Below are 20,556 nucleotides of genomic sequence, written 5' to 3'. Positions count from 1 at the left end.
CCCGCCCGTCATTGGGTATGATGTCCGCGCACCACGAGGAAGGACGGCGACCATGGAAACCCTTGTTTCCCAAGAGAATCTGGCGATCCGCGGGCACGAGCTGCTCAAGCGCGACATCATTCGCGGGGCGTTCAAGCCCGGCGAGAAGCTACTGATGAGCGGATTGAAGGAGCGCTACGGGCTGGGGGTCGGCCCGCTGCGCGAGGCGCTGTCGCAGCTGGTGGCCGAGCGTCTGGTGGTGGCGATCAGCCAGCGCGGCTATCGGGTGGCGCCGATGTCGCTGGGCGAACTGTTCGATATTTACGACGCCCGCGCCAATCTGGAAGCGATGCTGCTCGGCCTGGCCATCGAGCGCGGCGACGACGCCTGGGAGGCGGAGATCCTCGCCCGCGCCCACACCCTGACCAAGGTGGTCGAGGTGCGCAACGCCGAGGAGCAGCTGAGCCTGTGGGACGCCCGCCACAAGGCCTTTCACACCGCCATCGTCGCCGGCTGCGGCTCGCCGCACCTGCTGCAGGTGCGCGCCTACCTGTTCGACCAGGCCGAGCGCTATCGCCACCTGTGGCTGCAGCACACGGTGTTCTCCGAACAGGCGCTGGAAGCCAAACGCCGCGAGCACGCCGCCCTGATCGAGGCGATCCTCGCCCGCGACAGCGCCCGCGCCTGCAACCTGATGCGCGAGCACCTGATGGGCCCGGTTCCGATCATCACCGAGCTGATGCAGGCCCACGGCACCGCTGCCGGCCAGCCGGCCGCCTAGGCGACCCGCGGCGCCCATGGCATAGTTCGCATCATCAGGAAGGTGAACGGCTTCACGGAATTCGGCCGAACCAGCAATCTGCCGTGCGAGTCGGGATGGTCACCATGGGACGCAGGAAGTCGCGGGCTGCGGAAACATACTGTTGGCGAATGCTACTCACGGGCAGCCTGGGCATCGGCATTGCCCTGTTTTCCTACGTCTACGGTACGGCCCTCGAGCGCGACCTGGAGACCCGCGAGTTCCAGCGCCTCGCCCAGGTGCAGTACCAGAACACCCAGGAACTGCTGCGCCGCTCGACCCAGGTGCTGCTCGCCTTCCGCGGCTTCTTCGCCGCCTCGCAGCAGGTCGAGCGTGACGAGTACGCGCGCTTCGCCGGCGAAATCCTCGCCCACTACCCGGAAATCTACGCCATCCACTGGGCGCCGAAGGTCGCCCCGGCGCAACGGGCGGCTCTGGAGGCCGAGATCCGCACCTTGCAGGCGGCGCCCGTGGGCATCTTCGACGCCGACGCCCGGGGCAAGCATCTCTCCCCTGCCCCCGCGCGCGCGCTGTACTTCCCGGTCCAGTACGCCGAACCTTACGCCGCCAACCGCAAGGTGGTCGGCCTCGACACCCTGGGGCGCTCGACCAATCAGACTGCCATCCGCGCCGCGGCGGCCAGCGGCGAGCAGCAGCTCACTCCGGTGTTCCCACTGATCCAGGACCCCGACGGCCCACTGGCGACCGCGCTCTATCAGCCGGTGTTCGCGACCGGCCTGCCGACCGCCAGCGCCGAGCAGCGCCAGCAGGCGCTGCAGGGTTTCCTGATCCTCCTGCTGCGGCCCAGCCTGCTGGTCCAAGGACTGCCCTTCGGCGAACGCAAGGTCGCCGTGCGCCTGTACGACCGGCAGGACGCGCAGCTGGTGGCCATCCATCCGCGCGGCGCCAGCCTGCTGGCGCCGGCGGAAAACGTGGTGCATCACGAGCTGCAGGTGCCCGGTCGCACCTGGGTCATGGAGTTCGTGGCCAGCGCAGGCTTCGGCGAGAGCCTGCACATCCAGCCCGTGCTGCTGATGCTGTCCCTGCTGCTGCTGACCGGGGCCAGCCTGGTCTTCCTCGACCGCTCCCACCGCAGCGCCCTGGCCCTGCAGGAAGCCAATCGGCAACTGCTGCGCCGCCAGCTGGAGCTGGACGATCTGGCCCACTACGACCCGCTGACCGGCCTGCCCAACCGCCTGCTGCTCTACGACCGCATCGGCATGGCCCTTGGCGCACAGCGCCGGCAGGGCGGCAGCCTGGCGGTCTGCGTGCTGGACCTGGACGGTTTCAAGGCGGTCAACGACCGCTTCGGCCATCCGGCTGGCGACATCGTGCTGTGCGAGGTGGCTCGCCGACTCCAGGCGCTGGTGCGCGCCAGCGACACTGCGGCGCGCCTGGGCGGCGACGAATTCGTCGTGGTGCTGCCGGGCATGGCCGCGGACACGACCATGCAGCAGTTCGTGCAGCGCCTGATCGCCCGGCTGGGCGAGCCCATCTCTCTCGCCGACGACGGGCCGCAGGTGCAGGTATCGACCAGCATCGGCATCGCCTTCGCCGACGGCCAGCAGGGCGTCGATACGCTGATCCACCAGGCAGATATCGCCATGTATCAGGCCAAGCACGCAGGCAAGGGCTGCTATCGAATTTTCGGCGCGACTGCTGTCTCAGTTGAACAGGCCAGCGTCTGACGCCACCCCAGCCTGCCCTTCGGCTCGCGGAAACGACCTGATGACAAAACTGCTGCTCACCCTCCTCGGCCTCTGCACTCTCGGCCTGTGCGCTACTGCCTTCGCCGACCACGAACGCTACGACGACCGGCGCTGGTGGCGGAACGGCTGGGAAGGCGAGCGCAAGGAGGAGTTCCGCGATGGTCCCTGCCGGGTGAAGCTCGAATCCAAACGCGACGAGTTCAAGCGCGAGATCAAGTGCAAGGACGGTCGCGGCGCCTGGTGGCGCGGCGAGTGGAAGGACGAGTTCCGCGACGGGCGCTGCCGGGTCAAGCAGGACGTCAAGCGCGACGAGTTCAAGGAAGAGGTGAAGTGCGACTGAGCATGGAAAGTGTCGAGCCGGTCCCTCGGCGCTTTCTGACTGGTTCGAGATCGGCCCGTTCAGCTCGCACACGGTCAGGTCGATGCACGCCGACGTGTCCTCGCCCTGCTGCGCCAGCTGGAGGCCGGCAGTGACGAGGAACGCGATCCGGTAAGGATCGAATAAGGCCAATCATCCAAGTTCCGACAAAGTACAGGGCGGCGCGCAGGCAAGGGCTATCCTCAATCCACTCGCCCCAGCCCCGCGCCTGAGACGCAGCGACTGGGCAAACTCCAGCCACCGCCAGCACGAGGCCCCGAGCATGCCGACCCACACCGTCCGACTGCACCGCGTACTGCGTGCGCCGCCCGAGCGCATCTATCGCGCCTACCTCGACCCCGAGGCGCTGACCAAGTGGATGCCGCCGCACGGCTTCACCGCCAAGGTGCATCAGCTGGATGCCCGGGTCGGCGGAACCTACCGGATGTCGTTCACCAACTTCAGCACCGGGACAGTCCAGAGCTTCGGCGGCGAGTACCTGGAGCTGGTGCCCAACGAACGCATCCGCAACAGCGACAGCTTCGATGATCCGCAACTGCCCGGTGTAATGCAGACGACGGTCTCCCTGAAGGCCGTGTCCTGCGGCACCGAGCTGAGCATCGTTCAGGAGGGCATCCCCGAGGCCATCCCGGTCGAGGCGTGCTATCTCGGCTGGCAGGAATCGCTCCTGTTGCTGGCGCAGCTGGTCGAGGCGGAGATTCCCGACTAGTCAGTGCCCGCCCAGATAGGCGCTCCTCACCTCGGCGTTGCCCAGCAGCTCGGCGCCCGTGCCGCTCAGGCGGATCTCGCCGTTGACCAGCACGTAGCCGCGGTCGGACAGCTTGAGCGCGTGGTTGGCGTTCTGCTCGACCAGGAACAGAGTCATGCCGCCGGCTGCCAGTTCGCGGAGGATCTGGAAGATCTGCCTGACCACCAGCGGTGCCAGGCCCAGCGACGGCTCGTCGAGCAGCAGCAGTTTCGGCCGGCTCATCAGGGCGCGGGCAATGGCGAGCATCTGCTGCTCGCCGCCGGAGAGGGTCATCGCGCGCTGGTTGCGCCGTTCGAGCAGGCGCGGGAACAGCTCGAACATGCGGCGCAGATCCTCGTCGGCATGCCGGTCGCCGATGGTGATGGTGCCCATCAGCAGATTCTCCTCGACGCTCATGTCGGGAAACACCCGCCGCCCTTCCGGGGACTGGGCCACGCCGCTGGCGGCGACATGGTGGGCGGACTTGCCGGTGATGTCCTCGCCGCGCAGGAGGATCTGTCCGGCGCTGACGCGCGGCTGGCCGAAGATCGACATCAGCAGGCTGGACTTTCCGGCGCCGTTGGCGCCGATCAGGCACACCGTTTCGCCCTCGGCGACCTGCAGGCTGACCTGGCGCAGGGCCTGCACCGGCCCGTAGTGGAGATCGACGTCGCGGAACTCCAGCAGCGGCACGCTCATGCCGGCTCCTCCTCGTCGGCACCGAGGTAGGCGGCGATCACCTTCGGGTCGTTGCGGATCGCCGCCGGAGCGCCGGCGGCGATCACCTCGCCGTGGTCGAGCACCACGATGTGGTCGGAAATGCCCATCACCATGCCCATGTCGTGCTCGATCAGCAGCACGCTGAGGTCGTGCGTCTCGCGCAGAGTGCGGATGATGGCGCCGAGCGCGGCGGTCTCGGCCGGATTGAGGCCGGCGGCCGGCTCGTCCAGGCAGAGCAGCTGCGGGCGGGTGCACATGGCGCGGGCGATCTCCAGGCGGCGCTGCTGGCCATAGGACAATTCGCCGGCCAGGCGGTTGGCGCAGTCGACCAGATCGACCAGCTCCAGCCAGTAGAAGGCCTGCGCCAGCGCCTGCTCCTCGGCGCGGCGAAAGCCCGGGGTGTCGAACACGCCGGCCAGCAGGTTGCGGTTCAGCCACAGGTGCTGGGCCACCAGCAGGTTCTCCAGCACCGACATCTCGCGGAACAGGCGGATGTTCTGGAAGGTGCGCGCCAGGCCGGCGCGATTGACCCGGTGGGCGCCGCCGAACAGCTTGAACCACAGGCGGCTGGCGAACTGCCGCGGCCGCACGAAATCGCCGGGCCGAAACGGCTCGCCGAGCACCTGCAGCACGTCGGTGGGCCGGTCGCGGGTGTACAGGCGGATGCTGCCGCCGCTGGCGCGGTAGAAACCGGTCAGGCAGTTGAACAGCGTGGTCTTGCCGGCGCCGTTGGGACCGATCAGCGCGGTGATCGAGTGGCGCTGCACACTCAGGCTGACGTCGTGCAGCGCGCGGATGCCGCCGAACTGCATGGACAGCTGCGCGACGCTGAGCACGTGCTCCCCGGTCATGGCGCCACTCCCGGCCGTGGGGCGAAGCCGCGGCGGCTGATGCGGATCAGCCCGCGCGGACGCCAGATCATCATCAGCACCATGAGCATGCCGAACAGCAGCACGCGGTAGTCGGCGAAGCTGCGCAGCAGCTCCGGCGCCACGGTCAGCACGAAGGCGGCGAGCACCACGCCGACGGTCGAGCCCATGCCGCCGAGCACGACGATGGCGAGGATCAGCGCCGACTCGAAGAAGGTGAACGACGACGGGTTGACGAAGCCCTGGTAGCTGGCGAAGAACACCCCGGCCAGTCCGGCGGTGGAGGCGCCGAGCATGAACGCCGAGAGCTTGACCAGCACGTGGTTGAGGCCCAGCGCCCGGCAGGCGATCTCGTCCTCGCGCAGCGCCTCCCAGGCGCGGCCGATCGGCATGCGCGTCAGCCGGGTCTTGACGTGCAGCACCAGCAGCACGGTGAGCAGCAGCACCGCGTAGATGAATACGAACTTGAGGTTGGGATCGTAGGCGATGCCGAGGAGCTCGTGGATCGGCACGCCGCCCTCCTTCGCCCGCCGGCCGAACTCCAGGCCGAGCAGGGTCGGCGCCGGCACCGGCATGCCGTTCGGCCCTCCGGTGAAGGACAGCCAGTTGTTCAGCACCAGGCGGATGATCTCGCCGAAACCGAGGGTGACGATGGCCAGATAGTCGCCGTGCATACGCAGCACCGGGAAGCCGAGCAGCGCCCCGGCCAGCGCGGCCAACAAGGCCGCCAGCGGCAGCACGCTCCAGAAGCCGAGGCCCAGGTACTCGTAGCCCAGCGCCAGGCCGTAGGCGCCGATGGCGTAGAAGGCCACGTAGCCCAGATCCAGCAGCCCGGCGAGGCCGACCACGATATTCAGGCCGAGGCCGAGCAGCACGTAGATCAGGCCGAGGATGACCACGGTGAGCAGGTACTTGCTGGCCAGGAACGGGAACACCAGCGCCGCCAGCAGCACCAGCGGGATGACCCAGCGCAGCCGCGAGCGATGCCCCGGCGCCAGCACGTGGACACCTGCGCCGCTGCCCTCGAAACGCTGCATCCAGGTCCGCCCCGTTGCCGTCTGCAGGAACAGGCTGAGCAGCAGGCGCCCGAGCATCACCGTACCGACGATCCAGGCGACCCGCTGCGGCTGCAGATTGAAGCGGTAGCCGTCGAGCACCACGCCGACGATGGGGCCGAACACCACCAGGGCGATCAGCCCGGCGAACAGGCTGTCCAGCAGCGCGTGGCGCAGGTTGAGAGTGGACGCGGCAGGCATGCTCACACCTTCGCCACCTGGGGCCGGCCCAGGAGTCCTTGCGGGCGGAAGATCAGGATCAGCACCAGCAGCGAGAAGCTGAACACGTCCTTGTAGTCGGTATTGACCAGGCCGGAGAACTGCGCCTCGGCGACGCCGAGGATCAGCCCGCCGAGCATCGCTCCGGGCAGCGAGCCGATGCCGCCGAGCACCGCGGCGGTGAACGCCTTGATGCCGATGACGAAGCCGGCGTAGAAGTCGAAGGTGCCGTAGTTCATGGTGATCAGCACACCGGCCAGCGCGGCCATGGCGGCGCCGATGACGAACACCGCACTGATCACCCGGTCGGTGTCGATGCCGAGGATCTGCGCCATCTTGCGGTCCTGCTGGGTGGCGCGGCACATGCGACCGAGGCGAGTGCGGTGGATCACCCAGGTCAGCGCGGCCATGCCGGCGAAGGCGGCGACCAGGATGAACACCTTGGTGTAGCTGATCTGCAGGAAGCCCTCGCCGATGGCGACACGGAAGGCACCGTCGAGCAGGGTCGGCACGCCCTGCTGGCGCGCGCCCTGGCTGATCTGCACGTAGTTCTGCAGGATCAGCGAGATGCCGATGGCGCTGATCAAGGGCGCCAGCCGGGTGGAGTTGCGCAGCGGCTTGTAGGCGATGCGCTCGATCACCCAGCCGTACAGGCCGGTGACGCAGACGGTGAACAGCAGGGTGCCGAAGATTAGCAGCGGAAAGGACTCCAGGCCGAAGAAGCTCAGCAGCGCCAGACCGATGGCCGACAGGTAGGCGCTGATCATGTACACCTCGCCGTGGGCGAAGTTGATCATGCCGATGATGCCGTAGACCATGGTGTAGCCGATGGCGATCAGCCCGTAGACCGCGCCGAGGGTCAGGCCGTTGATCAGCTGTTGCAGGAAGATGCCGTCCATGCCTCGATCTCCGCGGGTGGGCGCGCCGCAGGGGAAAACGACCACAGGCCGTTTTCCCCGTGCATCGATTGGGGTGGAAAACCGCTGCGCGGGTTTCCCCCCCTATGGATTGGAGCCGCCCGGCGTCTGCCGGGCGCCGATCACGGCAGCTGGTGATACTTGCCCTGATCGTCCCACTGGTAGAGCACGTAGTCGCTGACCTTGAGGTCGCCCTTGCGATCCCACGCCTTGCTGCCCATCACGGTCGGCACCGAATGGCTCTTCAGCCAGGCGCTGGCCTCCTCCGCGTCGTTCGAACCGACACCGTTGAAGGCCGCCGCCATGGTCTGCAGCGAGGCATAGGCGTACAGGGTATAGCCCTCCGGCTCGTAGCCGCCGGCACGCAGCTTCTCGACCACCGCCTGGCCATCGGCGATCTTGCGCGGGTCGGCGCCGAAGGTCATGTAGGCGCCCTTGACGTACTGCGGGCCGCCGGCGGTGGTGACCAGCTCGTCGGTGACCACGCCGTCGCCGGAGACGAAGTGGGCGGTCAGGCCCTGCTCGCGCATCTGCCGCAGCAGCGGACCGGCCTCCGGGTGCAGGCCGCCGAAGTAGACTACGTCGACATTGGCGCCACGCAGCTTGGTGACCAGCGCGTTGAAGTCCTTCTCGCCGCGGGTCAGGCCCTCGTAGAGCACCTCGGTGACGCCGCGCTCGTTCAGTCGCGCCTTGGCCGCATTGGCGATGCCCTGACCGTAGGTGTCCTTGTCGTGGATGATCGCCACCCGCGCGCCCTTCAGGGTGTCGACGATGAAGTCGGCGGCGACCTGGCCCTGCTGGTCGTCGCGACCGCACATGCGGAACACCACGTTGAGGCGCCGGTCGGTGACCACCGGGTTGGTCGAGCCGGGAGTGATCATCAGCACAGCCGCCTCGTCATACACCGCGGAGGCCGGGATGGTGGAGGAAGAGCAGAAATGGCCGATCACCCCGGCGACCTTGTCCTGGTCGACCAGGCGGTTGGCCACCGCCACCGCCTGCTTCGGCTCGCAGGCGTCGTCGCCCTTGACCAGCTTGATCGGCTCGCCGTTGATGCCGCCGGCGGCGTTGATGTCGGCCGCCGCCTGGCTCGCGCCGCGCCAGTACTGCTCGCCGATCGCCGCACTGGGGCCGGTGTGCGGGCCGGCCACGCCGATCAGTATCTCGGCCTGAACCACGGAAGACAGGCCCAGCGCGGCGGACACCGCGAGGGCGAGAAAGCCTTTTCCTGCAATCTTCTGCGACATGGGGGTGCTCCTGGAGATGGGGATGGTCGCTCCCGGCGAGCGACAGGCGTCCGGCGGCAAGGGGTGCGCCATGCCGTCCTTCTGCGCAATCGGCATAACGCACACCACCTCATATCTTTTTAGCCTATGCCGGGCCATGTCGCCGCTGCCACGAGCCGATTTCGCCAAGCTGCCCCCAGCGCGCAGCATGCTGCCTACCCGTCATCCTGCGACGGCTCAATCCTTGCTCGGCACCCCCAGAGCGGCGGCCGGGGCTTTGCGCGGCAGCCAGCCCGACTTGTGCAGAACCACATAGGCCAGCGAGCCGAGCACCACGCCCCAGAACGCCGAGCCCAGGCCGAAGAAGCTCATGCCCGAGGCGGTGGCCAGGAAGGTGATCATCGACGCCTCGCGGTGCTCAGCCTCGTGTACCGCCCCCATCACGTTGCTGGTGATCGCGCCGATCAGCGCCAGCCCGGCCAGTACGGCGACGAAGGCCTTGGGCATGGAGGTGAACAACAGGATGATGGTGCCGGCGAAGCAGCCACCCAGCAGGTAGAACACGCCGTTGGCGATCCCCGCGACATAGCGCTTGTCGGGGTTGTCGTGGGCATCCTTGCCGGTGCACAGGGCCGCGGTGATGGCAGCGATGACGATGGTGATGCCGCCGAAGCAGGCCACCGCCAGCGAGGCCAGACCGGTGACGGCGATCAGCGGCTTGGCTGGGGTGTGGTAGCCCGAGCTGCGCAGGATGGCCATGCCGGGCAGGAACTGCCCGGTCAGGCTGACCAGCACCAGCGGGATGGCCAGGCTGAGGGTGGCGCTCCAGGTCCACTCCGGCGCGATGAACAGCGGTGCGGCCAGGCTCAGCTCGATGCCCTGCAGGTTGCTGTCTTCCAGGCCGACGGCCAGGGCCACGCCGACGATCAGCAGCAGCACCAGGCAATAGCGGGGAAACAGGCGCTTGAGCAGCAGGTAGGCGCCGATCATGCCGAGGGCCAGGGCCGGCATGCTTTCCACCGCCTTGAACGCGCCCACGCCGAACTGGAACAGGATGCCGGCCATCATCGCGCAGGCGATGCCCTTGGGGATGGCCTGCACGATGCGGTCGAAGTAGCCGGAAACGCCGATCAGGAAAATGATCACGGCCGCAGTGATATAGGCGCCCACCGCCTGATTGAGGCTGAGTTCGGGGAACAGGGTGACCAGCAACGCCGTGCCGGGCGCCGACCAGGCGGTCACCACCGGTACCTTGAGCCACCAGCTGAGCAGGATGCCGGACAGCGCCGCGCCGACGGAGATGGCCCAGACCCAGGAGGTCATCATCGCCGTGGAAACCTCGGCACTCTGCGCGGCCTGGAAGAAGATGATCAACGGCCCTGAGTAGGAGATCAGTACGGCGAGAAAGCCGGCCGTGACTGCCGAAATCGAAAAATCCTGCTGGATCGTGCTGCGCTTCATTCTGGGCTCCAACCAAACGTGCCGGCCGGCGCATGGGGCCGGCGATGCTGCAACCTTATTGTCAGCCCATGAATTGATAAAGCCGGCAAAACTGGCAACACTGTTCGGAATCAAAGAACAATTGGATCATCCATGGACCGTTTGCAGGCAATGCAGCTGTTCGTGCGCATCGTCGAACTCGGCAGCTTCAGCAAGGCGGCCGAGCAGCTCGGCATGTCGCGCGCTTCGGCGACCGCACTGGTCAAGCAGCTGGAAAGCCACCTGGGCGCACGCCTGCTGCAGCGCACCACCCGTCAGGTCAGCGCCACCCTCGACGGGCGCTCCTACTACCAGCACTGCCTGAGCATCCTCGCCGAGATCGAGGAAGCGGAAAGCGTGTTTTCGCGCAGCGCGCAGCACCCGCGCGGGCACCTGAAGGTCGACCTGCCCGCCTCGCTCGGCCGACTGGTGGTGATCCCGGCGCTGCCGGAGTTCTATGCGCGCTACCCGGAGATCAGCCTGGAAATCGGCATCGGCGATCGGATGATCGACCTGGTGCGCGAAGGGGTCGATTGCGTGGTGCGCATCGGCGCGCTGGACGATTCCACCCTGGTCGCCCGCCCCCTGCCGCCGCTGCCCCAGGTCACCTGCGCCAGCGCCGGCTACCTGGCCCGCCACGGCCTGCCAACCAGCCTCGACCAGCTCGAAGGACATCGGGGCGTCGATTACCTGTCGGCCACCAGCGGCCGCCTGCAGCCGCTGGAGTTCGGCGTCGACGGACAAGTGGTGACACGTACCCTGCCGGCCTGCCTGGCGGTCAACAACGGGGAGTCCTACGTGGCGGCCTGCGAGGCGGGGCTGGGTATCGTCCAGGTGCCGCACTATCACGTACAGCGCCAGCTGGCCGCCGGCAGCCTGGTCGAACTGCTGCCCCAGCACCGCCCGCCGCCGCTACCGATGACCGTACTCTACCCCCACCACCGCCACCTGACGCCGCGCCTGCGGGTGTTCATCGACTGGCTGGTGGAGCTGTTTCAGGGCTGAGCCCCGCCACCGCCTCCAAGCGCCGCGCCGTGGCCACCCACGCCACCAGGTCGAGCAGCGCCCGTGCCCGCGACGACAGCGCTGCCTGCTCGTCGAGCGCCAAGTCCAGCAGACGGCACACCGGCGCCCAGCCGAGCAGTTCGCCCTGCGCGCGCCAGGCGTGGCCCTCGGCCAGCAGGGGGTGACCGGCGCAGGACAGACCGGCGGCCTGCACGCGGGCGAGCCAGTGCTGGCCGGCGTCCAGCCAGGCCTGAAGGTTGTCTTGCTCAGGCATGAGAAACTCCTCGGGAAGCCGCGAGCCGGGGCGCGCTCAGGTGCAGCAGGCCGGGCGCGCCGGCCCAGCGCACGCTGATCGGCGCGAGGACGACGAGCCCGCCCTGCTGGCTGAGGCGGCCGAACACCTCGCTCGGCACGCGTCCTGCCGCCAGGCCGGCCTGCAGCTGGCGGCAGGCCAGGCCCTGGAAGCCGGCCAGCTCGCCGCGCAGGGTGAAGGGAATGCCGCTCGGGTCGCCCAGCGGCAGCGACCAGCGCTGCAGGGCGCGGTCGACCTGTAGCGCGCCGACCGCGCCGACCGCCAGCCGCACCAGTTGCTGCGGCGGACGCTGCCAGGGGTCGGCGCGCAGGCGCTCGCCGAGGCCCTGCAGCGGGGTCGCCAGATCGTCCGCCGGGCAAGCCGGCGCCACGCCGTCGGCAACGCTCAGGCGGGTGCCGTCGCGGGCGGACAGGCGGCCGTCGGCGCTGGCCCAGCCGCACTCCAGGCGATGGCCGCGCTGCAGCAGCGCGGGCACGGCGATACCGGCCAGCCGCGCCTGTTCGAGCGCCGCGGCGGGCTGCCATTGCGGATCGAGGTCGCGAGCGCGCGACTCCGACCAGCTGAAATAGCGCCCGCTTTCCGGCGCATGGAAATACACGGAAAAGCCACGCTGGCCGGCCAGGGTTTCCCACACTTCGGCACCGACGCCGTGCAGCAGCAGGCCGCCGAGGCGCCGGTAGCTGCGCCGGTGCACCCCGGCCAGTTCGGGGAACGGCCGCGGCATCGGCTCCCGGCGCAGACCGCGGGCCAGCACCCAGACTGCCGCCAGTGCATCCGGCAGACGCTCGGCGGCGCCGCCGCGGCGGACCTGGTCGTCGCGCAGCAGCTGCACCAGCCCCTGCAGGGTCGCGCCCAGGCGCGGCAGGTCAGCCTGGCGCAGCTCGGTGGCCAGCGCCTCGCCCTGGTCGACGAAGGCCGGCCCGACCCCGGCGCAGCCCTGCAGCACCAGCGCGACCAGCCAGTCCTCCAGCTGCGCCAGGCGCGCCCGCGCCGGCGCCTCCAGACCGAGCGCTGGCAGTTGCGGGATGGCCGAGCCGGCCGCCTGGCGCGCCTGCAGCACCACCAGCGCGCGGTGCGCGCAGCTCGCCGCCTTGCAGGTGCAGGTGGCCGCCGCCAGCCCGCCGGCGCGGGGGACGCGCACGGTGGCTTCCTCCGGGTCGAGCAGTTGGCCGACCAGGCCGGTATCGCCCTCCTCCAGTTCGGCCTCGAAACTGCGCGCCAGCCATTGCAGGGCGCGGCGGGTGGCGGCGGCGCCGAAGGCCTGTTCGATGCTCGCGGCATCACCGTCCAGCCAGGGCGTAGCCGGCGCTGGCGGCTCGGCCGCTGCATCGCCGGCAGCCGCTTGCGCCACCAGCCGCTCGCGCAGGCCGAGGAGGAAGGCGCACAGGTGGTGACAGGGGCCGAAGGCCGGGCAGTCGCAGGCCAGCGCGGCGAAACCGACGCCGCCCAGGCGCTGGGTATGGCCTTCGATGTTGGCCGCGGCGGCGTCCGCCGCCAGCGTCCACTGCCCGCTGTCGCAGGCGGCCAGCGCCTTGGCGCCGCGCTTGAGCAAGCCCTTGTTGGCCCAGTCGGCGATGGCGGCATCGTCGAGGGCATATAACCATTGCTGCAGCATGTTCAGCGTCCTTGCATGGTGTTGGCCAGCCAGTCGACCAGATGGTCCGGGGTCATCGCCGCCATCTGCACGCCGCGCGCGACCAGTTGCTCGGCCATCGCGCGGTCGTAGTCGGGATGGGCGCGGCGGTCCAGCGCGGCCAGCGCCAGCACCTGGACGCCGCTGCCGACCAGGCGCGCCGCCTCGCCGAGCACCCGCGCCGCATCGTGGCCTTCGTAGAGGTCGGAGATCAGCACCACCACACTGCGCCGCGGTACTTCCACCTGGGCGAACGCCGCGGCCAGCGCCGCACCGATGTTGGTGCCGCCGCCGATCTGCGCGCCCATCAGCAGGCGCTCCGGCGCCTGCAGCTGGCTGCTGGCGTCGACCACCTCGTCGGCGAACAGCAGCAGGCGGGTACGCACCGCGCTCAGGCGGGCGAAGATGCCGGCCATCACCGCGCAGTGGATCACCGACTCGCTCATCGAGCCGCTCTGGTCCACCAGCAGCCACAGGTGCCAGGGCAGCCGACGCTCCTCGCGCGGATGGAAGAACAGTCGCTCCAGCACCAGCTCCTCGGTTTCCAGCTGATAGTGGGGCAGGTTGTGGCGCAGGGTGCGCGCCCAGTCGAGATCGGCCAACCGCGGCCGTCCGCCGCGGCCGTGGCGGCGGCGCTTGGGGGCGAAGGCGGCGCGCATCCGTGGCGCCAGCTTCGCCTCCAGTTGCTCGACCACCCGGCGGATCAGCCGCAGCGCCTCGGCATGCACCACCGCCGGCAGGCGCTCGCGCAGCGCCATCAGCGTCTGCACCAGCTCGATGCTCGGCGTAGCCTGGGCCAGCACCTGGGGATCGGCGAGCAGGCCGCTCATCCGGTAGCGGTCCAGCGCATCGCGCTGCAGCACCTCGGCCGCCGAGCGCGGGAACAGCTTACGCACCTCGCCCAGCCAGCGCACCGCGCCGGGATCGGGACGGCCGATACCGCCGTAACGGTCCGCGTCTTCGGCGCCGCCCTCGCGGCGCTCGAACTCGCGGCCGTAGAGATATTCCAGGGCAGCGTCGCGGCGCTGGTCGCCGTCGTCCAGCACACTCGCACCGCCCTGCTCGCCCCCCAGCGCGGCCTCGGCCTCGGCGCCGAGGATCAGCCGCCAGCGGCGGCGTACGATCGAATCAGTCATCGAACCCCCAGTGTTGCAGCACCGTCGCCACCTGGGCGGCCAGCGCCTGGCTGCGGCGCAGCGTTGCCTCATCCGGCACCCGCGCGGCCAGCAGCGCCGGCGCCTGTTCGCGGCCGACCAGTAGCTGTGCGAAGGCCTGCAGCTCGCGGCGGGTGAGTTGGCTGAAGGCCAGCCGCAGCGCGGGCAGGCCGTCGAGAAACTCCTCTTCGCTCCACGCTGCGATGCGCGCCGACAAGGTGAGTACCGTGGGCGGATGGCCGAGCAGCCAGCCACGAGCGATGCGCAGGAAACCCTGCAGGTATTCGCCCATGGTCTGCGGCGCGGTATGCGCCAGCCCCAGCGCCGCGGCCAGCGCGAGGTCGGTATCGGTGGCCGACCAGCGCCCGGCCATGGCCAGCACCCCGGCGGCGGCGCCGCGCACCGGCGCCGGCACGTCGGCCTCGTGCAGCGCGCCACAGGCGTCGAGCAGCAGCGGGCCGTCGGCCCAGGCGGCGGCGCGGCGCACCATGCCGTGCAGATCGGCCAGGGCATCGACCGCCGCGGCCGCGTGCGCGGCATCGCCCTGGCCCAGCGCCGGCAGGCGCAGGCAGGCCTGGGCGAAGGCGCGCGCCAGCAGCGGTTGCAGGCGCGCCAGCCCCACCCCGCCCAGCGCGTTGCGCGCCTCATAGGCCAGCGCCAGGCGGCCGGCGGCCTGGGCCAGGGCCAGCGCGTCGAAGCTGCGTTCGAGCCACAGCGCCACCGCATCCAGCACCCGCTCGGCCAGCGCCTCCAGGCCCATCACCAGCACTTCCAGCACCAGCGCCGCCGGGTTGCCGGCGCTCGGCGGCGCCAGCAGTTCGAGCAGGCGGTTGACCGCCGCCTCCTCCAGGCTGGCGCCGTAGCGCGCCGCCTCGGTCAGCGCGGTGGTGGTTTCCAGGCGCCAGGCCAGCTCCCAGATTTCGCGCACCCGGGCCAGATCGGCACCGGCGACGAAATCCGGCCCGGCCAGGCGCTGGGCGTAGGGAATGCCGAGAAAGCGCAGGCGCTGCAGCCCCCGGGAGATCTCGCGGTGCCGGGCGCTGCGGTAGATGTCCAGCTCCTTGCGCTGCGCGCCGCCCAGCCGCGCCGGCAGCCGGTAGCGCGTGCAGAAGCTCTGCACGTCGACCAGCAGCGGCGCCAGCGGCGCATTGGGCGGCAGGCGGCCCGACGCACTGCCGCCGAACAGCTCGGCGAGGGCGCCGGCGAACAGCCCGACATCGTCGGCGTCCTTGACCAGGGTGGCCTGCAGGGCTTCGGCCAGCTCCGCCCGACCGCCGCGCCAGCCGCGCAGCGCCGCCAGACGGCCGGCCATGGCCACCGCCTCGCGGGCATCCGGCAGGGTGACCGGCAGCCCCTGCTCGCGCAGCAGGTTGGCCAGCCGCGCGGCCAGCGCCGGCCAGGTGGCCCGGTAGGGCTGCGCGGCGCCGCGCTCCCAGGCCTGCCACACCGCCTGGTAATAGCCCGGCGCCGGCAAGCCGGCGGCGTAGCCGCTGGCGCGCGCCAGCCGCTCCAGGCTGTAGGCGATCAGATGGGCACCGACCTCGCAGCTGTCCTGTCCTGCGCCGCGCGGCACCGCTGACGGCGCGCTGGCGAAGCCCAGCGCGGCGAGCGTCTCGCCCACGCTGGCCGACATCCGCTCGCCGAGGCCGGCGAGGAGGCCCGGCACGTGGTAGCCGCCGCAGACCACCAGGCAGCGCCGCCCCTCGTCGAGCGCGGCGCACACCTGCGCCGCCATGTGCGCCTCGCGGGCAGCGTTCTCGGCGTCGTCGCCCTCCCCGCGCGCGCGCAGCAGCAGGCTGAAGGCGAGCAGATCGGCGAAATAGTCCGCCGCCGTCGCCGGTTCGACGCCGGACTCGAAGTGGCGGTCCCACCACTCGTCGAAGTCGCGGCAACCGGCGTCCTCGATCAGCCCGGCGAGCACGTCCGGCGCCTGCCGCGGCGGCTCGGCGTCCAGCGTCGGCTCGGGTGCGGTGGCGAAGAACTCCAGTTGCGCGGACAGTCCCAACCGCGCGCCGTAGGGCAGGTCGATGAAGCGCACCGCCGCGCCCAGCCCGCCGGCCGCGCGCAGCGCCACCCACTCCGGCGAGAACTCGGCGAAGGGGATGTAGCCGCGACAGCGCAGCTCGTCTTCGCCGCGACCGACCGCAGCGTGCAGGTACACCGCCAGCGGCGGCTGCGCCTTGGCGTGCTGCAGCGCCGGCAACAGGGCGTCGAGTTCCTGCGGACCTTCGATCAGCAGGGTGTCGGGGGCGAACGCCTCGATCAGCGCGCGCAGGTGGCGGGCGCAGCGCGGGCTGTGGTGGCGCACCGGCGCCAGCCGCAGGTTCGCCATGGGCGCCAGCAGGTGCAGTGCCTGCGCCGCCTCAAGCACCCTGGCCACCGGCGACGAAGTCCTGCCAGTCCTCGCTGCCGGCCCGGCGCCGGGCGACGATGCGCAGGTACTCGGCGAAGCGCCGGCGATCCTCGTCGTCGTCCTTGATCGCCGTGCCCACCAGGTAGCGCGCCAGATGCGCCGGGCGCAGGCGCTGCTCGCCGAAGTACCAGCAGTCGGCGGCCGCGTTGCAGGCCACGCTGATCGCCTCGGCAGTGGACAGCACGGTGCCGGGACGCTCGATGGCGGTGCCCTCGACCATGCCGGCGCGCAGCTCGTGAAACGCGGTGGCCAGCAGGGTCAGCACCTGCGGCAGCACTTCGGTGCCGATGCGCTGGGCGACCAGCTCGCGCGCCACTTCCTCGCCGATCAGCCTGGCCTGTGCCTCGATGCCGTCGAGCGGGCGCATGGTCTCGAAGTTGAAGCGGCGCTTGAGCGCGGCGGACATCTCGTTGACCCCGCGGTCGCGCAGGTTGGCCGTGGCGATGACGTTGAAGCCGGGCCGGGCGAGCAGATACGGCTGCACGTCCTTCAGTTCGGGGATGTGCAGCAGCCGCTCGGACAACACCGGCACCAGGCAGTCCTGCACCTCGGTGACGCAGCGGCTGATTTCCTCGAAGCGCAGCAGGCCGCCGCCGGCCATCGCCCGGTGCAGCGGCCCCGGCACCAGCGACGCCGGGCCGGGGCCGTCGCGCAGCAGCAGCGCGTAGTTCCAGCCGTAGCGGATCTGCTCCTCCACCACCCCGGCGCCGCCCTGCACGGTCAGCGTGCTGTCGCCGCTGATCGCCGCCGCCAGCAGCTCGGAGAGCAGCGACTTGGCGGTGCCCGGCTCGCCCACCAGCATCAGCCCGCGCTGGCCGGTCAGGGTGACGATGGCGCGCTCGACGAGCGCGTCGTTGCCGTGGATCTTGCGGGCGATGCGTCGGTCGCGTCCGCTGCCGAGGATGAAGGTGCGCACCGCGCGCGGACTCAGGCGCCAGCCCTCCGGGCGCGGACCGTCGTCGGCCTCGCGCAGCGCGGCAAGCTCCTCGGCGTGAGCCAGCTCGGCGGGCAGACGCTGGGCCGGCTGCGTGGTTTCCGGGGTTTTCGCGGATCGACTGGCCATCAGGCCTCTCCTTTTGCCGGGGCGGCCTTGGCGGCCATTGCCTGCAACTGGCCCATCAGGGTGGCCTGCAGCGGCTTGGGCAGGTCGGCGGGCGGAATGACCCGCCAGCGCCTGTTTTCATCGCGCTGGCGAGTGTCGTAGACCGTCAGATGCTCGATGGCGACTCGGTTGCCCAGGTCCATATATGGCATGTAGCGATCATGGTGCAGCTGGATATACAGCTGGGCGGCGGGCAGGTCGAGGCTGTGTTCGTAGATGCCAGGGCCATCGCCGACCGGGCCGGGCCGATAATTCCACTTGCCGAGCAGACCGGACAGCGCGCCCTGGGTTATCTCCAGCGGAGCGGGCGGATGCAGTTCATTGCCCTGGCACTGCGCCGGGACGGGCAGTTGGCATGGCGCCCCCACCTGCTCCACCAGCGAGGTGAGTTCGTAGTCGTCCAGATAGCTCTGCCAGGCCTCGTGCTCGCCGGGCTCGGCGCTGGCCGGGTGCCACAGGCTGATGGCCGCGTCCGCCGGCAGGCTGACCGGATCGTCATTGACATCCACCAGGCTGAAGTCCTCGGCGATGCGAAAGCTCAGCGGCGTGCCCTCCACCCGCCAGATCAGACTGCGGCCGACGATGCGCAGCAGCGGATGCTGCACGAACAGGCGCTGCCAGCGCACAAGCGGCCAGCTCTTGCCGGTCATCAGCGCCGCCTGCAGGCGCGGCCCCTGCTGCTTGAGCACCGCCTTCAGGCCGCTGGCGAGGGTCTTCAACCGGGCGCTGGCGGCCTCCCACTCGGGTTTCAACGCGGCATCCTTCACGGCGGGCAGGCTCTTCGACGCCTTGCCCTTGTCGTTGACGATCCGCAGCGACAGATCGCCCTGCAGTTCGACGCGGTAGCTATGCGGGCCGACCGCGAGCGTGACGCCCTCGCCCAGGCCGAAGTCGGGGGTCAGCTCGTCGTGCAGCTCCGCCAGACCGAGGCCGCGGCGGCGGGCGGCCTCACCCAGAGTGTCCTGGGTGGCCTCGATGACCAGATCCTTGAGCCTGCGCGAGGACGACAACTCCAGCACCCGCGCCAGCGCGTATGGGGTGTCCAGCGCGCCGAGCTGGCCGACCGCGACCACCGCGCGCTGCTTCTTCGGCTTGCCCCAGGCGAGGATCGCAGCCACCAGAGTGTCGACAACCCGGTCGTCGGCATTGCCCGCCACCAGCTTGAGCGCCCAGCGCTGCCTGGGATCGCCGTCGAGGGCGACCCAGGCCTGCGTCAGCGCCAGGGACAGACGGGCGCGGTTTTCCGCGGGGATGGCAGCCAGCAGTTGCTTCGCCAGCGGCGACAGCTCGCCTTCCGCGGTGGCCGCCAGGTGCAGAAGTACCCGCGTCGCATGCTCGGAGAGCGGCGCAAAGAGGGCCAGCAGCTCCGGGGCGTCGTATTGCTTCACCGCCGCGGCGATGCGTTTCACCCCGGCGGCCTGGGCTTCGAGGGCCTGCAACGACGCCGGCTCGGCGGCACCCGCGCCCGAGGCGAGCAGCCCCTGCGCCTGCAGACGGGCCTGCAGCACACTGGCCGACCCCGCATCCAGCCCGCCCCCCGCCAGCAGCTCGACCAACAGGGATGCCGCCGCCGGATCGGGATGGGCCAGCAGAAGGTCGCGGCAGGCCAGTTGCAGGTTCTTGGTGCGCACCGTCAGCCAGCCGGTCGCGGCGATCTCGTCGGGGCTCAGCACCTGCGCGGCCCGGGCCATCGCCTCGCGCAGGGCCTTGGAGCTGCTGCCCGCCAGCACCTTGCCGAGCTGGGGCAGCAGGCTCCTGAAGCGCTCGGCCTCCAGCAGCGGCAGGATGCCGGCGAGCTTGGCCGCGGGTATTTCCAGGACGGCATCCGGGCGGGCGGCGAGCAGCGGCTGCAAGACCTTCAGGTAAGCGCCGGGCTTGGGCGCCTTCACGATGCCGGGCAACAGCAGGGGCAGCAGTTCGGGGTACTGCTCGGCCCAGATCTTTTCCGCGATGCCCACGTCGAACAGGTAAGGACGCTCGCTCAACTGGCGCACGAAGGTCGCCGGATCCTGGCGAACCAGGCGGTCGAGCTGGGCCAGGAAATGGGCTTGGGGCCTGCGCTCGGCGTAGCTCAGCAGCGCCTGGGCCAACTCGCCGCGTCGCGTCTCGTCGGCACCTTGTGCCCAGCGCAGCGCAATCAGCTCCGGGTCGTCGTGCACCGGCTCCAGATCGTAGAGCTGCGGATGACGCTCGAAAAAGGCGTGCCACGGCGCCCAGCGCTGGCGGGTCGGCTTGCGGTAGTGACGCCAACGGTAGGAGTTGACGACATCCCGGTAAAGCGCCCCCCCCTGCTCGGCCAGGGCGAGCAGGTCCGCGTCGTCCAGCGTCGCGATGAGCGGCCCCCAGACGTCGTCGGGGTAGTCGGTCGGCTGCAGGCCGGCCGTCGTGCGGACCTCATGCAGCCACTCGATCAGCGAGAGCACCTCCTCCCGCGGCATGCCCTCGTACCAGAACCAATAGTACTGCTTGCGGAACAGGCCGAGCACTTCCCAGGACGGCCTGTCGCCGCTTCCGGCCAGCCAGTCCCGCGCCATCGCCTGCATTTCCCGGGACAGCTCACGGCCGCGCCGGGCATCGCCCTCGAGCAGCACACCGCGAGGCACAGTCAGGCGGGCGAGCTCCAGCCACAGGTCGGGGTCGCGCCTCCAGGGCGCCTGCTCGTCGTTCAGGCGATACAGGGAGTAAAGGGTGCCGATGAAATCGGCTACCTCGTCGGCGCGGCCGTTACGCAGGCGTTCGACGAGGATGCCGGCGAAGGCGGAGAAGTCGAAGGTGTCGCCCACCTGCGCCAGGAGTTCGGCCAGCGGGGCATGGGTGCAATCGCGTTCGCTCATGTTCGTTCCTGATCCTTGGGAAAT

Annotated in this window: 17 protein-coding genes; 5 read left to right on the top strand and 12 right to left on the bottom strand. The window is 70.2% G+C overall.

The window, feature by feature from the left end:
- Positions 1–52 precede the first annotated feature (52 nt).
- The 4 genes from csiR to BMZ19_RS08970 all read left to right on the top strand — a co-directional run bounded on the left by csiR (position 53) and on the right by BMZ19_RS08970 (position 3,575).
- Entirely contained in the window at positions 53–760 is a 708-nt protein-coding gene (csiR, locus tag BMZ19_RS08985) for a DNA-binding transcriptional regulator CsiR (protein WP_090310069.1), read from the top strand.
- Between the two features lie 149 nt (positions 761–909).
- Complete coding sequence (locus tag BMZ19_RS08980; protein ID WP_090310067.1) at positions 910–2,466, top strand: diguanylate cyclase domain-containing protein; 1,557 nt, start codon at positions 910–912, stop codon at positions 2,464–2,466.
- 40 nt (positions 2,467–2,506) lie between these two features.
- Entirely contained in the window at positions 2,507–2,827 is a 321-nt protein-coding gene (locus BMZ19_RS08975) for a hypothetical protein (RefSeq protein WP_090310065.1), read from the top strand.
- Between the two features lie 301 nt (positions 2,828–3,128).
- On the top strand, positions 3,129–3,575 hold the full coding sequence (locus tag BMZ19_RS08970) for an SRPBCC family protein (protein WP_090310062.1): 447 nt from the start codon (positions 3,129–3,131) through the stop codon (positions 3,573–3,575).
- Here the strand turns inward: BMZ19_RS08970 and BMZ19_RS08965 are convergent, their stop codons facing one another.
- The 6 genes from BMZ19_RS08965 to BMZ19_RS08940 all read right to left on the bottom strand — a co-directional run bounded on the left by BMZ19_RS08965 (position 3,576) and on the right by BMZ19_RS08940 (position 10,060).
- Positions 3,576–4,292, bottom strand: a complete 717-nt coding sequence (locus BMZ19_RS08965; RefSeq protein ID WP_090310059.1) for an ABC transporter ATP-binding protein — start codon at positions 4,290–4,292, stop codon at positions 3,576–3,578. It abuts the gene before it with no gap.
- Positions 4,289–5,164: an ABC transporter ATP-binding protein gene (locus BMZ19_RS08960; RefSeq protein ID WP_090310056.1), complete on the bottom strand. Its 876-nt coding sequence runs from the start codon at positions 5,162–5,164 to the stop codon at positions 4,289–4,291. The genes BMZ19_RS08965 and BMZ19_RS08960 overlap by 4 nt, the downstream gene beginning before the upstream one ends.
- Entirely contained in the window at positions 5,161–6,438 is a 1,278-nt protein-coding gene (livM, locus tag BMZ19_RS08955) for a high-affinity branched-chain amino acid ABC transporter permease LivM (protein ID WP_090310053.1), read from the bottom strand. Before livM ends, BMZ19_RS08960 begins: the two co-directional genes overlap by 4 nt.
- 2 nt (positions 6,439–6,440) lie before the next feature.
- On the bottom strand, positions 6,441–7,355 hold the full coding sequence (locus BMZ19_RS08950) for an ABC transporter permease subunit (RefSeq protein ID WP_090310050.1): 915 nt from the start codon (positions 7,353–7,355) through the stop codon (positions 6,441–6,443).
- 140 nt (positions 7,356–7,495) lie between these two features.
- Positions 7,496–8,620: a branched-chain amino acid ABC transporter substrate-binding protein gene (locus tag BMZ19_RS08945; RefSeq protein ID WP_090310046.1), complete on the bottom strand. Its 1,125-nt coding sequence runs from the start codon at positions 8,618–8,620 to the stop codon at positions 7,496–7,498.
- A 216-nt stretch (positions 8,621–8,836) separates the two neighbouring features.
- On the bottom strand, positions 8,837–10,060 hold the full coding sequence (locus tag BMZ19_RS08940) for a benzoate/H(+) symporter BenE family transporter (RefSeq protein ID WP_090310043.1): 1,224 nt from the start codon (positions 10,058–10,060) through the stop codon (positions 8,837–8,839).
- A 132-nt stretch (positions 10,061–10,192) separates the two neighbouring features.
- On the opposite strand from BMZ19_RS08940, the gene BMZ19_RS08935 reads away from it, so the two are divergent.
- Positions 10,193–11,083: a LysR family transcriptional regulator gene (locus BMZ19_RS08935; protein ID WP_090310039.1), complete on the top strand. Its 891-nt coding sequence runs from the start codon at positions 10,193–10,195 to the stop codon at positions 11,081–11,083.
- Here BMZ19_RS08935 and BMZ19_RS08930 read toward each other — a convergent pair.
- The 6 genes from BMZ19_RS08930 to BMZ19_RS08905 are packed head-to-tail and all read right to left on the bottom strand — an operon-like array spanning position 11,049 to position 20,532.
- Positions 11,049–11,357, bottom strand: coding sequence for a hypothetical protein (locus BMZ19_RS08930; protein ID WP_090310036.1), 309 nt, complete (start codon positions 11,355–11,357; stop codon positions 11,049–11,051). The two genes, BMZ19_RS08935 and BMZ19_RS08930, sit on opposite strands and share 35 nt — an antisense overlap.
- Positions 11,350–13,011: a hypothetical protein gene (locus tag BMZ19_RS08925; RefSeq protein ID WP_090310033.1), complete on the bottom strand. Its 1,662-nt coding sequence runs from the start codon at positions 13,009–13,011 to the stop codon at positions 11,350–11,352. Before BMZ19_RS08925 ends, BMZ19_RS08930 begins: the two co-directional genes overlap by 8 nt.
- Positions 13,012–13,013: 2 nt before the next feature.
- A complete protein-coding gene (locus tag BMZ19_RS08920) occupies positions 13,014–14,165 on the bottom strand; it encodes a VWA domain-containing protein (protein ID WP_090310030.1) in 1,152 nt (383 codons plus the stop codon).
- Entirely contained in the window at positions 14,158–16,563 is a 2,406-nt protein-coding gene (locus tag BMZ19_RS08915; RefSeq protein WP_212633210.1) for a DUF5682 family protein, read from the bottom strand. Before BMZ19_RS08915 ends, BMZ19_RS08920 begins: the two co-directional genes overlap by 8 nt.
- Complete coding sequence (locus BMZ19_RS08910) at positions 16,547–17,659, bottom strand: ATP-binding protein (RefSeq protein WP_090310028.1); 1,113 nt, start codon at positions 17,657–17,659, stop codon at positions 16,547–16,549. Before BMZ19_RS08910 ends, BMZ19_RS08915 begins: the two co-directional genes overlap by 17 nt.
- Positions 17,659–20,532 carry a DUF4132 domain-containing protein gene (locus tag BMZ19_RS08905; protein WP_090310025.1) on the bottom strand — a complete coding sequence of 958 codons (2,874 nt, stop codon included), beginning with the start codon at positions 20,530–20,532 and terminating at the stop codon, positions 17,659–17,661. Before BMZ19_RS08905 ends, BMZ19_RS08910 begins: the two co-directional genes overlap by 1 nt.
- Positions 20,533–20,556: the final 24 nt, after the last annotated feature.

This window comes from Pseudomonas linyingensis, assembly GCF_900109175.1.
GTDB lineage: Bacteria > Pseudomonadota > Gammaproteobacteria > Pseudomonadales > Pseudomonadaceae > Geopseudomonas > Geopseudomonas linyingensis.
This window is presented reverse-complemented; position numbering and strand designations above follow the sequence as displayed.